Origin of the sequence: Streptomyces sp. YIM 130001 (genome assembly GCF_003574445.1) — a bacterium.
Classification (GTDB): Bacteria; Actinomycetota; Actinomycetes; order Streptomycetales; family Streptomycetaceae; genus Streptomyces.
This window is the reverse complement of record NZ_KZ984559.1, coordinates 193,748-208,938: the sequence shown is the minus strand read 5'-3', so window position 1 is coordinate 208,938 and position 15,191 is coordinate 193,748. Positions and strand designations below refer to the sequence as shown.

General features: G+C 71.5%; 14 protein-coding genes. 6 read left to right on the top strand and 8 right to left on the bottom strand.

The window, feature by feature from the left end; genetic code table 11:
- Positions 1–13 precede the first annotated feature (13 nt).
- Positions 14–544 carry a gamma carbonic anhydrase family protein gene (locus DSC45_RS22110; RefSeq protein ID WP_119293724.1) on the bottom strand — a complete coding sequence of 177 codons (531 nt, stop codon included), beginning with the start codon at positions 542–544 and terminating at the stop codon, positions 14–16.
- Between the two features lie 152 nt (positions 545–696).
- Between DSC45_RS22110 and DSC45_RS22105 the strand changes: the two genes are divergently transcribed.
- The 5 genes from DSC45_RS22105 to DSC45_RS22085 all read left to right on the top strand — a co-directional run bounded on the left by DSC45_RS22105 (position 697) and on the right by DSC45_RS22085 (position 6,370).
- Positions 697–1,446, top strand: coding sequence for an acyltransferase (locus DSC45_RS22105; RefSeq protein WP_119293723.1), 750 nt, complete (start codon positions 697–699; stop codon positions 1,444–1,446).
- 81 nt (positions 1,447–1,527) lie between these two features.
- Complete coding sequence (locus DSC45_RS22100; RefSeq protein WP_119293638.1) at positions 1,528–2,364, top strand: NmrA/HSCARG family protein; 837 nt, start codon at positions 1,528–1,530, stop codon at positions 2,362–2,364.
- A gap of 163 nt (positions 2,365–2,527) precedes the next feature.
- Complete coding sequence (locus tag DSC45_RS22095) at positions 2,528–3,100, top strand: helix-turn-helix domain-containing protein (RefSeq protein ID WP_119293637.1); 573 nt, start codon at positions 2,528–2,530, stop codon at positions 3,098–3,100.
- An 81-nt stretch (positions 3,101–3,181) separates the two neighbouring features.
- Positions 3,182–3,739 carry a YbaK/EbsC family protein gene (locus tag DSC45_RS22090; protein ID WP_119293636.1) on the top strand — a complete coding sequence of 186 codons (558 nt, stop codon included), beginning with the start codon at positions 3,182–3,184 and terminating at the stop codon, positions 3,737–3,739.
- A gap of 279 nt (positions 3,740–4,018) precedes the next feature.
- Positions 4,019–6,370, top strand: coding sequence for a GH92 family glycosyl hydrolase (locus tag DSC45_RS22085; RefSeq protein ID WP_240434777.1), 2,352 nt, complete (start codon positions 4,019–4,021; stop codon positions 6,368–6,370).
- Positions 6,371–6,420: 50 nt separating this feature from the next.
- Here the strand turns inward: DSC45_RS22085 and araD are convergent, their stop codons facing one another.
- The 4 genes from araD to DSC45_RS22065 all read right to left on the bottom strand — a co-directional run bounded on the left by araD (position 6,421) and on the right by DSC45_RS22065 (position 10,314).
- Positions 6,421–8,145: an L-arabinonate dehydratase gene (gene araD, locus DSC45_RS22080; RefSeq protein WP_119293635.1), complete on the bottom strand. Its 1,725-nt coding sequence runs from the start codon at positions 8,143–8,145 to the stop codon at positions 6,421–6,423.
- Positions 8,133–9,056 carry a dihydrodipicolinate synthase family protein gene (locus tag DSC45_RS22075; RefSeq protein ID WP_119293633.1) on the bottom strand — a complete coding sequence of 308 codons (924 nt, stop codon included), beginning with the start codon at positions 9,054–9,056 and terminating at the stop codon, positions 8,133–8,135. Before DSC45_RS22075 ends, araD begins: the two co-directional genes overlap by 13 nt.
- Complete coding sequence (locus DSC45_RS22070; RefSeq protein ID WP_119293631.1) at positions 9,053–9,697, bottom strand: GntR family transcriptional regulator; 645 nt, start codon at positions 9,695–9,697, stop codon at positions 9,053–9,055. The genes DSC45_RS22075 and DSC45_RS22070 overlap by 4 nt, the downstream gene beginning before the upstream one ends.
- 209 nt (positions 9,698–9,906) lie before the next feature.
- A complete protein-coding gene (locus DSC45_RS22065) occupies positions 9,907–10,314 on the bottom strand; it encodes a CoA-binding protein (protein ID WP_119293630.1) in 408 nt (135 codons plus the stop codon).
- Between the two features lie 161 nt (positions 10,315–10,475).
- Here DSC45_RS22065 and DSC45_RS22060 point away from each other — a divergent pair, with 161 nt between their 5' ends.
- Positions 10,476–11,102, top strand: coding sequence for a YigZ family protein (locus DSC45_RS22060; protein ID WP_119293628.1), 627 nt, complete (start codon positions 10,476–10,478; stop codon positions 11,100–11,102).
- A gap of 69 nt (positions 11,103–11,171) precedes the next feature.
- On the opposite strand, the gene DSC45_RS22055 is transcribed toward DSC45_RS22060, so the two are convergent.
- The 3 genes from DSC45_RS22055 to DSC45_RS22045 are packed head-to-tail and all read right to left on the bottom strand — an operon-like array spanning position 11,172 to position 15,028.
- Positions 11,172–12,536, bottom strand: coding sequence for an MFS transporter (locus DSC45_RS22055; protein WP_119293626.1), 1,365 nt, complete (start codon positions 12,534–12,536; stop codon positions 11,172–11,174).
- A complete protein-coding gene (locus tag DSC45_RS22050) occupies positions 12,533–14,179 on the bottom strand; it encodes an acetate--CoA ligase (RefSeq protein WP_119293624.1) in 1,647 nt (548 codons plus the stop codon). Before DSC45_RS22050 ends, DSC45_RS22055 begins: the two co-directional genes overlap by 4 nt.
- Positions 14,180–14,224: 45 nt before the next feature.
- Positions 14,225–15,028, bottom strand: a complete 804-nt coding sequence (locus tag DSC45_RS22045) for an enoyl-CoA hydratase/isomerase family protein (protein ID WP_119293622.1) — start codon at positions 15,026–15,028, stop codon at positions 14,225–14,227.
- Positions 15,029–15,191: the final 163 nt, after the last annotated feature.

The following is a 15,191-nucleotide window of genomic DNA, read 5'->3' as shown; positions in this document are numbered from 1 at the left end:
CGCGCCGTCGAGGTCAGTCCTCGTGCGCCGCGCGGTGCGTCTTCGCCAGCTCGCAGTACACCTCGGCGTTGAGCTCGAGGCCCGCGCGCTCCTCCTCGGTCAGCGGGCGCCGCACCTTGGCCGGCACCCCGGCGACCAGCGAACCCGGCGGCACCTGCATGCCCTGCGGTACGAGTGCCTGGGCCGCCACCAGCGAACCCGCCCCGATCACCGCCCCGTTGAGCACTGTCGCGCCCATACCGACCAGGCAGTCGTCCTCCACGGTGCAGCCGTGCAAGGTGGCGTTGTGCCCCACCGACACCCGCTCGCCGACCGTCAGCGGGAAGCCGAGGTCGACGTGCAGGGTGCAGTTGTCCTGGATGTTGCTGTCCGCCCCGAGCACGATCGGCCCGCCGTCGCCGCGCAGCACGGCCTGGTACCAGACGCTGGATCCCGCCTCGAGGGTCACCTCGCCGAGTACGACGGAGGTCGGGGCCGCGAAGGCTTCCGGGTGCACCTCGGGGGTCTTGCCGCCCACCGGGGCGATCAGTGCTTCGTGTCCCATGTCCTGCTCCTGCTCCTGCTCATGGCGGTCGACCGGGCCGTCGCGCTCACCCGGAACCGTAGGCGACGGCCCGCGGCGCCGGTGCAGCGGTGGGGTGAAGATCACAGGTGAGAGCCGGTTCCGACGTCAGTACCGCTGAGTACGGTGGGCACGTGCCGAAGAACCGGAACACGTTCTCATCGCTCGCCGCGCATCGCCGCAGGGCCACCAGCGGTGTGGTGCACGCGGCCTGGCGCTGGGTGCAGCGGCAGGGCGCCGTGACGCCCGAGCGGCCCGGCCGGCTGCGGTTCCGTGCGATCGGTCGCGGCACCCGGCTCGCCTTCCCGCAGGGAACCGTCTTCGGCGAGCCCTGGATCGAGCTCGGCGACCACTGCGTCGTAGCCGAGCAGGTGACGCTCACCGCCGGCCTGATGCCCGATCTGGACCTCGGCCCCGACCCGATCCTCACCCTCGGCAACGGTGTGGTGCTCGGCCGCGGCAGCCACATCATCGCGGACACCACCGTGACCGTCGGGGACGACTGCTACTTCGGCCCGTACGTGTATGTCACCTCGACCAACCACAGTTACGACGACCCCGAGCAGCCCGTCGGCAAGCAGTGGCCGCGTATGGAGCCGGTGCACATCGGGCCCGGCTGCTGGATCGGCACCAACGCGGTCGTGCTGCCCGGGTCGCGCCTCGGCCGGAACGTCGTGGTGGCGGCGGGTTCGATCGTCCGCGGCGAGGTGCCGGACCACTGCGTGGTCGCCGGTACGCCTGCCCGTGTCGTACGACGTTGGGACGCCGAACAGGGCTGGCAGCCTCCGTTGCGTACGCCCGCACCGGTGCCGATCCCCGAGAACATGACCCCCGAAGCGCTGATGGCTCTCGCCGAACTCCCGGAGTCCCCGGGCAGCGCTTGACCTCAACCGCGGTTGAAGAACGAACCTGTCACTCCCGGCGCGGCAGTACCGAATTCCGCGCCCCACGGAGGGAGTGCTCCCATGAACGACACCGGTTTCGTCCTGGTCATCGGCGCCACGGGCAACCAGGGCGGCGCCACCGCCCGCGAACTCCTGGCCCGCGGCCGCCCGGTGCACGCGCTGGTGCGCGACCCGGACAAGCCGGCGGCCGCAGAGCTGAAGGAGCAGGGCGCGATCCTGGTCCGCGGCGATCTGGACGACCCCGCTTCGCTGCGTACGGCGATGACCGGAGCGAGCGGCGTCTTCAGCGTCCAGGCGCTGGCGTTCGAACCCGAGACGCTCGCCGCGGAGGTGCGCCAGGGCAAGGCCGTGGCCGACGCGGTCGCGGAGACCGGCGTACCTCACCTCGTGTACAGCTCGGTCGGTGGTGCCGAACGGGCCACCGGGATCGACCACTTCGAGACGAAGGCCGAGATCGAACGGCACATCCGCGCGCTGGGCCTGCCGGCCACCGTCCTGCGTCCCGCGTTCTTCATGAACAACCTGCTGCACTATGCCGAGGCCGGGGACGAGCGGATCCTCGAGCTCCCGGTCGACCCGGAGCGCCCCATGCAGTTCGTGGCGTCCGACGACATCGGGCACTTCGCCGCCGACGCCTTCGAGAACCCCGCGCACCACACGGGGCGCCGGATCGAGCTGGCCGGTGACGAACTCACCTTCCCGCAGGTGGCGGAGATCTACGAGCGGGTGACCGGGACGCCGACGCGGCTCGTGACGGTGCCGATCGAGGAGCGGATGTTCGAGTGGTTCGCCGAGGAGGGGTACGAGGCGGACATCCCGGCGCTGCGGGCCGAGCACCCGGGGCTCCTGACGTTCGAGGAGTTCCTGGCCCGTCGCCTGGCGCCGGCCGCCTCCTGATCCGGCGTCCGCGCCCCGGGACGCCCGGTGACCAGGGTGAACGACGGGTCCGGCGGGCCGCGCCGCAGTACAGTGCGGTGAACAACCACGGTGTACGCACGTGGTTCCGGCGCCCCGGACCCCGGGCCAGGGACCACGGACTCGGAAACGACGGGACGGACGCGTGTCGGACCTCGATCAGCTGACGCAGTCGCTCGCCCGCAACCTCCGGCGCCGGCGCGGCGAGTGCGGCTACACCCTGGACGCGCTCGCCGCCCGGTCGGGCGTCAGCCGAGGCATGATCATCCAGATCGAACAGGCCAGGACCAACCCCAGCGTGGGCACCACGGTGAAGCTCGCCGACGCGCTCGGAGTGAGCATCACCGCGCTCCTCGACCACGAGGAGGAGGCCAGGGTCCGGGTGGTCCCGGCCGAGCAGGCGGTCCGTATGTGGTCGACGGAGCAGGGGAGTTCGTCCCGGCTGCTGGTGAGCGCATGGGCGCGTGGACCGTTCGAGCTGTGGTCGCTGCGCTTCGAGCCGGGCGAGGGCCGGGACTCCGACGCGCACCTCAAGGACACGGTGGAGCTGCTCCACGTCACCTCGGGCGAACTGTCCCTCGTCGTGGACGGCGAGGAGTACCGGGTGCCGGCCGGTGGCTCCGTCACCTTCGAGGCGAACGCCCCGCACGGCTACCACAACCGGGGCCCCGAGCCGCTCGAACTGACGATGGCCGTGTCCATCCCGCCCGCGACCTGACCGGCAAGGGCTTGCTCGTCGTCGCGACCGCAGTCTGAGACACCCGCATCTGGACGCCGGGAGCCCTGTTAGCTTGCGGGCATGCGTGCACCCATCGGCAACTTCGACGACGCCCGGCCCGCCCCGGACTGCCTCGACCTGCTCACCGCACCCGTCGCCGACGCCGTACGGCGGTGGAGCGGCACGGTGTCGGCCGAGCAGATCCTCTACGTGGACACCGACCCGGAGATCGCCGACACCGCCGTCTTCGTCGAGCACCACGGGGCCGAACTCCTGGAGCGGTCGGCCAACTGCGTGGTCGTGGCCGGTAAGCGCGGAGGCGAGTCGACCCTGGCCGCCTGTGTCGTACTGTCCTCTGCCCGGGTCGACGTGAACGGCGCCGTGCGCAAGCAACTCGGCGCCCGCAAGGCCTCGTTCGCCCCCATGGACACGGCGACCGGCGAGACCGGCATGGAGTACGGCGGGATCACCCCCATCGGCCTGCCCGCCGACTGGCAGGTCATGGTGGACGCCGCCGTGGTCGATACGCCGCATGTACTCATCGGCAGCGGGCGCCGGCGCGGCAAGCTGATCGTGCCCGGCAAGGCCTTCGCCGAACTCCCCGGCGCGCTGGTCGTCGAAGGGCTCGGGCGTGTCTGAGCACCCCGTCCGACTCCCGTGAACGTACGGAGAACGGTCCGCCAAGGTACGGAACGGGGCTTGTCCACCGCTGCCGCGTGCTGCAGGATTCGAGGCGCGTCTGACATCGATGTCAAGGTGGGCCGGCCGTCGCGCGTCCGTCCCGAGCGGCCTTCCTTGCCTCCCGGAGAGTGGTGAGCCGTGTCGTCCGAAGAGTTGCTGTCCCCACGCGCCTGGCGCAGATCCCGCCTGGCCGTCCCCGCCGCCGTCGGCACCGGCCTCGCGGTGGTGCTCACCTGCCTGCCCGGGTCCGCGTCCGCGGATCCGTCGGGGCGTCCCGCCGCCGAACCCGCCGCTGCTGTCGACCCGTTGATCGGCTCGGCCAACGGCGGCAACACCTATCCCGGCGCCGTGCGGCCGTACGGCATGATGTCGTGGTCGCCCACCAGCACCAAAGGCGACCAGACCGACACAGGCGCCGCCAACGGCTACTCCTACGACGCCACCCGTACCCGCGGATTCAGCCTCACGCACGTCAACGGCGCGGGTTGCCACCCGGGTGCCGCGGGCGACATCCCCGTCATGCCGTTCGCCGGCGCGGTCGACTCCTCGCCGTCCGCGGACACCAAGGACGAGGTGTACGCCTCCGACTTCTCGCACGACAACGAGCGTGCCGTGCCCGGCCGTTACACACTCGGCCTGGACTCCGGCGTCACCAGCGACCTCGCGGTCAGCGAACGCGCCGGGGTCGGCGACTTCACGTTCCCGGCCGACAAGCCCGCCAACCTGCTCTTCAGGACCTCCAACTCGCTCAACGGCAGCGAGGACGCACACATCGAGATCGACCGCGCCGCCCGCAAGGTCACCGGCTGGGTGAAGACCGGCGCATTCTGCGGCCGGCGCGCCAACGGCGGTGAGAACAACCGCAAGAGCTACTACAAACTGCACTTCAGCGCGACGTTCGACCGCGACTTCGCCGACCACGGCACCTGGCACGACGACAAGCTGTCACCCGGCTCCACCTCGGCCTCCGGGGGAGAGGGCTACGCCACCGGCGACGACCGACGGGGTCGCGGCTCCGGCGGATACGTCGGCTTCGACACCTCCGACGACCGCACAGTCTCCATGCGCCTCGGTATCTCGTACGTGAGCCAGGCCGGCGCCGAGGCCAATCTGCGCGCCGAGATCCCGCGCGACGCGGGCGTGGACGAGGTGGCGGCCGAGGGATACGACGCCTGGAACCGCGAGCTGGGCGCCGTGACCGCCAAGGGCGGCAGCGAGGACCGCCGCACCGCGTTCTACACCGCCCTCTACCACTCGCTCCTGCAGCCCAACCTGGTCAGCGACACCGACGGCCGCTATCCGGGCATGGACGGCAAGCCGCACCGGCTGGCCAAGGGCCAGCGCGCCCAGTACACGAACTTCTCCGGCTGGGACCAGTACCGGGCCCAGATCCAGCTCCTCGCCCTTGTGAAGCCGGACGTCGCGGGCGACTTCGCGCAGTCCCTGTACAACTTCGCCCGACAGAACGGCGGAGTCTGGGACCGCTGGGTGCACATCAACGGCCCCACCCATGTGATGACCGGCGATCCCTCCGCCGCCACCCTCGCCACCTTCTACGCCATGGGGGTCCGGAACTTCGACGCCGAGGGTGCCTTCGACTCGCTGGCCGAGCAGGCCACGGTGCCGCACCCCGACGGGCTCTCGGACGCCGGCTGCCCCGGCCAGTGCGAGGGCCAACGGCCCCATCTGGAGCAGTACTTGAGCAGTCACTATGCGGCGCAGGACGACTGCCACTGCTGGGGTGGAGCGGCCGAGACCCTGGAGGCGGCGGTCGCCGACTCGGCGCTCGGTCACTGGGCGAAACTGCTCGGGCGCAAGGCCGACGCACGCCGCTTCGGTGAGCGCGCCGACTACTGGCGCAACGTCTACAACGCGCAGGCCACCGAGGACGCCGGCTACATCCAGGCCCGGGACCTCGACGGCTCCTGGGTCACTCCATTCGACCCGACAAGCGACCAGGGCTTCGCCCAGGGCAACAGCTCCACGTACACCTGGATGGTCCCGCAGGACGTGCCGGGACTCGCTGCCGCGATGGGCGGGCGGGACACCGCCGCCGACCGCCTCGACGGTTTCTTCCACGACGAGGACGGCTCCTGGTCGGTCTCCGGCGGCGACCCGCTGCGCTACGACCCGACCAACGAGCCCGGCATCCACACGCCGTGGCTGTACAACGCGCTCGGTCAGCCCTGGAAGACCCAGGAGACCGTCCGGCAGATCGCCGACACGGTGTACGGCACCGGCCCGAGCGGCCTTCCCGGCAACGACGACCTCGGCACCATGTCCGCCTGGTACGTCTTCGCCTCGATCGGCCTCTACCCGCAGGAGCCCGGCAGCGCGGCGACGCTGTTCGGTACGCCGTCGTTCGAGAAGGTCACGGTGGACCGGCGTCACGGCCGCGACCTCGTGATCAACGCTCCGGGCGCGGGCGACGACCGCCCGTACATCGACTCGGTGCGGGTCGACGGCCGCTCCAGCGACCGTTCCTGGGACGCGGGCAAGCTGGTCACCGACGGCGGCCGGCTCGACTTCAGGCTCGCCGCGCAGCCGAACAAGCAGTGGGCCACGGCACCGGAGAGCCTGCCGCGCTGACCCGGCACTTCCTCGCGGGCCGGTACAGGGCCCGCGAGGAAGTGCGGCGTTCAGCCCGCGTAAGGCTCCGGAACCTCGCCGGGGCGCGCGAGAAAGGTGAAGTCGCAGCCGGCGTCGGCCTGGGTGACGTGCTCGTCGTACAGCACTCCGTATCCCCGTCCCTGGCGGGCGGCCGGAGCGGTCCAGGCAGCGCGGCGTGCTGCCAACTCCTCGTCCTCGACGTGCAGATGAAGACTTCGGGCCGGTACGTCGAGCGTGATGGTGTCCCCGGTGCGGACCAGCGCGAGCGGCCCGCCGACGTGCGACTCCGGGGCGACATGCAGCACACAGGTCCCGTACGAGGTGCCGCTCATCCGCGCGTCGGAGATCCGCACCATGTCGCGCACCCCCTGCTCCAGGAGGTGGGCCGGGATCGGGAGCATGCCGTACTCGGGCATGCCCGGGCCGCCCTTGGGGCCCGAACCGCGCAGCACCAGGACATGGTCGGCGGTGATGCCCAGTGCGGGGTCGTCGATGGTGCGCTGGAGCGTGCGGTAGTCGTCGAAGACCACCGCGGGGCCGGTGTGGCGCAACAGCCGGGGCTCGGCGGCGATGTGCTTGATGACGGCTCCGTCCGGACAGAGGTTGCCGCGCAGTACGGCGACCCCACCCTCGTCGGCGAGCGGCCGGTCGCGCGGCCGGATCACCTCCCGGTCGTGCGCCGTGGCACCGGCGAGCTGCCGGCGCAGGCTCGTGTGGCAGACGGTCGGCCGGTCCAGGTGCAGTACGTCCGTCAACTCGGCCAGCACAGCGGGCAGTCCGCCCGCGAAGTAGAAGTCCTCCATGAGGTACCGGCCGCCCGGGCGGACATTCGCCAGCACGGGCACGGTCCGTGCGATGCGGTCGAAGTCGTCCAGCGCGAGCCGTACTCCGCTGCGACCCGCCATCGCGGTCAGGTGGATCACCGCGTTGGTGGAGCCGCCGAGGGCGAGCACCGCGGCCACCGCGTCCTCGTACGCCTCCCTCGTGAGGATCTGCGACAACCGCAGGTCCTGTTCGACGAGTGGGACGATCCGCAGCCCCGAAGCGGCGGCCATGCGGTCGTGGCCCGAGTCGACGGCCGGGATGGCGGAGGCACCCGGCACCGTCACGCCGAGTGTCTCGGCGGCGGCGGTCAGGGTGGAGGCGGTGCCCATCGTCATGCAGTGGCCGGGGGAGCGGGCCAGGCCGCTCTCCAGCTCGCCCAGTTCACAGTCGCCGATCAATCCGGCCCGGTGGTCGTCCCAGTACTTCCACATGTCGGTGCCGGAGCCGAGCACCTCGCCGCGCCAGTGTCCGGGCAGCATCGGCCCGGCCGGCACGAAGACCGTCGGCAGGTCGACGCTGGCGGCCCCCATGAGGAGCGCGGGTGTCGTCTTGTCGCAGCCGCCGAGCAGGACCGCGCCGTCCACCGGATAGGAGCGCAGGAGTTCCTCGGTCTCCAGGGCGAGGAGGTTGCGGTAGAGCATCGGCGTCGGCTTCTGGAACGTCTCCGACAGGGTCGAGACCGGGAACTCCAACGGGAATCCGCCCGCCTGCCACACGCCGCGCTTCACCGCCTGTGCCCGGTCCCGCAGATGCTGATGGCACGGGTTGATGTCGGACCAGGTGTTGAGGATCGCGATGACCGGCTTGCCCAGATGCTCCTCGGGCAGGTAACCGAGCTGGCGGGTCCTGGCCCGGTGGCTGAACGACCGCAGCCCGTCCGTCCCGTACCAGGCGTGACTGCGCAGCTCCTCGGGCCTCAAAGGTCCCACCCCTTCACCAACTCGGCTACGCGGGCCTGCAGTTCGGCGGGCAGAACGCGACTCGGTGGACGCACCTCGCGGCGGCACAGGCCGAGTGCACAGAGGGCTTCCTTGACGACCGAGACGTTGTCGGCGGACTGGTCGGCGGCGCGCAGTTCCTCGAACGGCCGGATCTGCTCCCACACCCGCACGGCCGCCGGGTGGTCGCCGTCGCGGAGCGCTCGCAGCATCCGAAGCGACAGCGCCGGTGCCACGTTGACCAGGCCCGACGTGAAGCCGGTGGCGCCCATGGGCCAGTACGCGGGGGCGTAGAGCTCGGCCAGCCCGGCCACCCACACGAACCGTTCCAGGCCCGCGTCCCGGGCGAACGCCGCGAACACCGCCGGGTCCGGCACCGCGTACTTGGCGCCCAGCACATTGGGGCACAGCTCACCCAGCTCGGCGAGCCGACCGCCCGGCAGGCGCGGATTGCGGATGTACGGCACGACGCCGAGCTCCGGCACGGCGTCCGCGACGGCGCGGTGGTAGTCCACCCAGCCCTCCGCCGACACATACGGATGCACCGGCTGATGCACCATCACCATGCGGGCCCCGGTGTCGCGCGCGTGCCGCGCGGCGTCGATCGCGGTCGGCAGGTCGTGCCCGACACCGGCCAGGACCGTGCTGCCGTCGCCCGCCTCGCGCAGGGTCAACTCGACGGTCAGGCGCCGCTCTTCGGGGGCGAGGGCGTAGAACTCCCCGGTGTTGCCGTTCGGTGTCAGGGTGCGGACACCGCCGTCGAGCAGGCGGTGCAGCAGCGCCCGGTACTCCTCGCGCGCCACCGAACCGTCGGCGGCGAAGGGCGTGACCGGGATGGCCACCACATCGGCGAGTGCGGTGCGCAGCGCGGTGAAGTCGCGGGGTTCGGTGCGTCCGGTCATACCGGATCCTCCTCGGGAAAGGCGCGCAGGACGAACGAGGCGATGTGCTGGTGCAGTTGGCGGCCGGCGGCCTCGGCGTCGCCGTCGAGTGCCAGCCGCAGGACCTCCCGGTGCTCGGCCGCCTCCCGGTCCCAGGACGGCAGTACGGACCAGGCGGCGGTCGACACCAGCGCGGCCTGGTCGCGGACGTCGTCGAGCATCCGGGTGAGCAGTGGATTGCCGCACGGCAGATACAGGGCGCGGTGGAACTCCCGGTTGGCCAGGGATCGTTCGGCCGCATCGACCGCCCGCTCCGCACGGTCGAGTGCCTCGCTCGCCGCGTCGAGGCGGGCGCTGTGCCGGACGGTGCGCCGCAGTGCCTCCGGTTCGAGCAACAGCCGTACGTCGTACACCTCGTGGGCCATGGCCCGGTCGACGGTGCGGACGGTCGCGCCCTTGTACTGGCTCATCACCACGAGTCCGGTGCCGGCCAGGGTCTTCAGCGCCTCGCGCACCGGTGTCTTGGAGACCCCGAAGTGCGCAGCGAGTTCTGTCTCCACCAGCGCCTGGCCCGGCGCCAGTCGACCGGTCAGGATGCGGTGCTTGACGGCCTCGAGCACGTACTGCGTGCGGGAGGGGATGGGGTGGGGCGCAAGGTTCATCGGGACCCTCTGTCGTCGTCCTGCCCTCATATACCGCGTCTCATATATGACGTACGAGGTACGACGCAGAAGCTAAGGGAGGCTCAGGGACCCGTCAATGCTGTGCGCAGGAAAGCGGCGTTGCCGCAACGGAGCCGGGCGAAAAGGCCTCCCGGAGAACCGCCGGGAGACCATCGCGCACCAACAGAGTTGTGCCGCGCGGCAGGTGTCTACCGCCGTGCGTTGATCTCGATCGCCGGGCAGCGGTCCATCACCATCTCGAGGCCCGCCTCGCGGGTCCGCGCGTACGCGTCCTCGTCCACGACACCGAGCTGGAACCACACCGCCTTCGCGCCCACGGCCGCCGCCTGGTCCGCGACCGGACCGGCCAGCTCACTGTTGACGAAGACGTCGACCACATCGACGGGGAAGGGAATCTCCTCGAGCGAGGCGTACCCCTGCTCCCCGTGCACCGTCTCCGCCTTCGGATGCACCGGCACGATCCGCTTGCCGTAGCGCTGCAGCACCTGGGCCACGCCGTACGCCGCGCGCTCCTGGTTCGCGGAGAGGCCGACCACCGCCCAGGTGTCACCCAGCTCGTCGAGGATCCTGCCGATGGTTGCGGGGTCGCCGTACACGTCCAGCCTCCTGCGCCGCGGGCCGGCGGCAGGGGCAGCCGGCCTCGTGTGGGTACGCCTGTCGCACTCACTGTCCCCGACAACGCCGACCCCCGACGGCGGATTCCCCACCGGCCCGCCCGCCCGGCCGGCACCGCGCACCGTGCACATACCCTGGGCGGATGCAGGACGCGTACCGCACCGTGCCTCACGAGGGCGTGCACGAGACCGAGGTCAACCGCTCGCGCTTTCTCTGCGCGCTCGCCCCCGCCGCCACCGAGTCCGAGGCCCAGGCCTTCGTCGCCGAGATCCGCAAGCAGCACCCCGGTGCCAACCACAATTGCTGGGCCTACGTCATCGGCACCGACGCCTCCGTACAGAAGGCGAGCGACGACGGCGAGCCCGGCGGCACCGCGGGTGTCCCCATGCTCCAGATGCTGCTCCGCCGCGACATGCGCTACACCGTCGCCGTCGTCACCCGCTACTTCGGCGGGGTCAAGCTCGGCGCGGGCGGACTGATCAGGGCGTACGGGGGAGCGGTCGGCGAGGCGCTCGACGCACTGGGCACGATCACCAGGCGACGGTTCCGGCTCGCCACCGTCACCGTCGACCACCAGCGCGCGGGAAAGCTCGAGAACGACCTGCGCTCCACCGGACGCACGGTGCGCGACGTGCGCTACGGAGAGGCCGTCACCCTCGAGGTCGCCCTGCCGGACGCCGACGTGGACGACTTCCGGCGCTGGCTGGCCGACGCCACGGCCGGCAGCGCCCACTGCGAACTCGGCGGCGAGGCTTACGGCGCCGCGTGACATGCGCGGGCGCGGCCGGTGTCCCCGCTCCGCAGCGGGCGCGGAAACACCGGCCGTTCGGCGGGTGCGCTACTTCTCCAGCACCGTCGTCCGGTTCAGCGGCAGCCGGAAGGTCTCGCGGAACGACCGCAGCAGGACCACCCCGGACACGGCCGCGAGCGCCATCAGATAGAAGCCGGGCGCCAGCGACGTCCCGCTGAGCGACACCAGACCCGTCGCGACGAACGGTGCGGTGCCGCCGAACATCACGTACGCGGCGGTGTATCCGATCGCCGAACCGCTCGCGCGCAGCTGCCCGGGGAACATCTCCACCATCGCCGGCACGTTCGACGTACCGATCACCGCGACAAGGACCGCGAGCACGGACGCCCCGAAGACGGCCCCGACCAGGCTCGTGCCGATCAGCCAGAACGCCGGCAACGTGGCCACCACGAAGCCTCCGCAGGCAAGCAGCAGCAGCGGCCTGCGCCCGTAGCGGTCGCTCGCGGCCGCCATCAGCGGACAGGCCGCGCTGTACGCGAGCATCGCGACGACACTCGTCAGCATCGCCTCCGCCTTGGTGTAGCCCACCTCCTCCGACATGTACGCGATCATGTAGCTGCTCATCAGGTAGTAGCCGACCGCGTTGGTGATGCTGTAGCCGAAGAGGGTCAGCACCTGACGGCGACAGACCCGCCAGGCCTCCCGCAGCGGTGCCTTCTGCACCACCTTGCGCTCCTCCATCGCGCGGAACACCGGGGTGTCGTCGATCCGGCTGCGCAGATAGAGCCCGATCAGACCGAGCGGTCCGGCGAGCAGGAACGGGATGCGCCAGCCCCAGCTGTTGAGCGCACCCTCGTCCAGCGTCGACGTGATGAGCAGTCCGGTCAACGCGCCTGCCACCGAGGCGAGTCCCACGGTGAGCGGGACGACACTGGCGTAGCGGGCGCGGCGGCCGTCCGGCGCGTACTCCATGATGAACGCCGAAGCCCCGGTGTACTCGCCGCCGGTGGAGAAGCCCTGCATGGCTCGGAGCAGGAACAGCAGCACCGGTGCCACGATGCCGATCGTCGCGTAGCCGGGCAGCACGCCGATCAGGAACGTCGAGCCGCTCATGCACAGCACGCTCAGAGCGAGCATCCGGTTGCGGCCGATCCTGTCCCCGTACCGGCCGAAGAACGCCGCGCCGAGCGGGCGGGCGATGAAGCCGCCGGCGAAGACCGCCCAAGTGGCAAGGAGCGCCGCGGTCTTGTCGTACTGCGGGAAGAAGAGACCTGCGAGGGTGGCCGACATGATGGCGTAGGCGCCGGAGTCGAACCACTCGACGAAGTTGCCGATCGCGGTCGCCGTGGTGACCTTGCGCCGCACCTTGGCGGTGACGCCACCCGGTTCGGTTCCCGGGGAGGCAGGTGACGCGGCGCCCGCCGAGGCGGGCGTGCTGCTCTGAGCCGTCATGTGCGTCCGTCCTCTCGGTTGTGTCCGGCGGCCGCCGGGGAGGTGGGCCCGGTGTCGCGGTCCCGCAGCGCCGCGCGCTGGATCTTGCCGGTCGCCGACCTGGGCAGGGCCTCGACGAACTCGATCAGCCGCGGATAGGCGAAGCGGGAGTGGTTGTCGCGTGCGTACGCGGAGATCTCCCGGGCCAGTTCCTCGCTCGGCCGGTGACCGTCGGCCGGCTCGATCCACGCCTTGACGGCCTGTCCGCGCACCGGATCGGGCACTCCGACCACGCCTGCGTCCGCCACCGCCGGATGACCGCGCAGCGCCGCCTCGACCTCGTACGGTCCGACCCGGTACCCGGAGGTCTTGATGACGTCGTCGGTACGTCCGAGGAACCAGAAGTAGCCGTCCTCGTCCCGCACCGCCTGGTCCTTCGTGCGGTACCAGGTGCCACCGAAGGTCTCCTCGCTCGCCTCGGGCCGCTGCCAGTAGCCGAGCGGGAACTGCGGATTGGAGCCCGCCCGCAGGCAGATCTCACCCGGCTCACCCGCCGGCACCTCGCGGTCCTCGGAGTCGAGCAGCACCACGTCCCAGCCGGGCAGCGGCCGGCCCATCGAGCCCGGCTTCACCGGCACTCCGGGGAAGTTCCCGAGCAGGGGGTACGACTCGGTGGACCCGTAGTAGTCGAGCGGGGTGACGCCGAACTGGTCACGGAACCAGGTGATGAGGTCCTCGGTGAGCGGCTCGTTGGAGCAGCAGACGACGCGCAGAGAGAGCTGGTGGCGGCTCCCGGCATCCGGGACATGCTGCCTCATCTTACGGATGAAGGTCGGGTTGACCAGCGATGTGGTGACCTTGTTCCGTGCCATGGAGGCCAGCAGACCGGACGGGTCGAAGCCGCCGGCCGGGCGGTACACGAGGTGGACGGCGCCGGCCCGCAGCGGGCCCATCAGCTTGGCCATCGACCAGGCCCAGTCGCCCGCTCCGTAGAAGACGTCGCCGGTCCGCAGGTCGTGGCAGTACCGGAACTCGTTGTGCCCGAGCAGGGTGCGGTGGGCGTGCACGATGCCCTTGGCCGCGCCGGTGGTGCCCGAGGTGTAGAAGATCAGGGCCGGGTCGTCGGGGGCGGTGTCCGCCGTCTCGAACTCGGGGGCGAGGGCGGCGAGGGACGGATCGTCGATGTCGACGACCGCGCCGTCGAAGCCACCGGTCCTCTCGAGGGCCGCATGCTCGGTGACCAGGACACTCGCCCCCGAGTCGGCGAGCCGGTACCGGATCGGCTCGTCCGCCCAGAGCAGTGACATGGTCACCAGGACGGCGCCGGTACGCAGCACGCCTAGGTAGGTGGCGGGGGTGTCGGGGCGCTGCGGCAGCAGTACGGCCACCCGGTCGCCCTTGCGGACGCCGAGCCGGTGCAGATGGGCGGCGATCTGCCGGGAGCGGTCCTGGACCTGCTGCCAGTGGACCTCCTCCCGGTGGCCCGTGTGGTCCTCGAAGATCAGGGCGAGCCGGTCGCCGGGGTGCCGGTCGGCCACGTCGGCCGCCATGTTGTAGCGCTCGGGAACGCTCCAGCGGTGTTCCTCGAGGAGGCCGCGGTACGCGGCGTCGCCGGCCCCGCCGGTGGCGGGCGTATCGCCCGTGGTCGTGGCGCAGGTGGTCATGGGATGGGTCGTCCTCTCGTCCGGGTGGTGCGGGGGCGCGGCCGGTCAGCGGCGGCGGCCGGCCAGGAAGCGGGCCATCTCGGCCTGCGGTTCCCCGGTCGCGTAGGCCGCGGTGTGCACCTTCTTGGCGGCGGCCACCGCCTCGTCCAGGCCGGCGTCGTCGAGTTCGCGGATGCGGCCCTTGGTGAGGGCGACCGCGCCGGGCGGCAGCGCCGCGAGCCGGGTGGCCTCGGCGATGGCCTCGTCCCGGACCTGCTCCTCGTCGACGAGCCGGGACAGCAGGCCGAGGCGGTGCGCCTCGGTGCCGTCCACCAGACGCCCGGTGAGCGCGAACTCGGTCGTCTTCGCCCGGCCGAGGATTCCCCACATCGCCCAGATCCCGGTGATGCTGGGAATCCCGGAGAGGACCTCGGGCTGGCCCATCCGTACGCCCGCGTGACCGATCCGCAGATCGGCGAGCAGCGAGAACTGGAAACCGGATCCGGCCGCCACCCCGTTGACCGCCGCGATCACCGGCTTGGCCAGGCCGCGCACGACCCGGAAGAGCAGGCCGAAGTCGTCGATCCAGGCCTCGGCCGCGGCGTGGTCGTCGGGGTCGATCGCCGCCGTCTCGGCCAGGTCCTGGCCCGCACAGAAGGCCCGGCCCGCACCGGTGAGGACCACGGCGCGACAGGAGGCGTCGGCGTCCGCGGTGCGCAGGGCGGAGACCAGCGCGGCCCGCATGTCCGCCGTCCAGGCGTTGAGTTTCTCGGGGCGGTTCAGGGTCACCTCGGCCACGTACGCGCCCGCGGGCAGGTCGTCGGCGGCGACGGGGTGGTGGGCGACCAGTACGGCGGTGGGGTCGGTCATGAGCGGGCCCTTCCTGGGATGCGCGCAGGCGCCAGCGAGCGCGGCGAGGCGCGGGGATGCCGGGGAGACGGGGATGACGGGAGGCTGTCCGCGGGGCGGACTCCCGTGAGCAGTCATGCAAACAGGGGGAGTTGGGCCCCGGCCAACACCAATCGGGACTGGC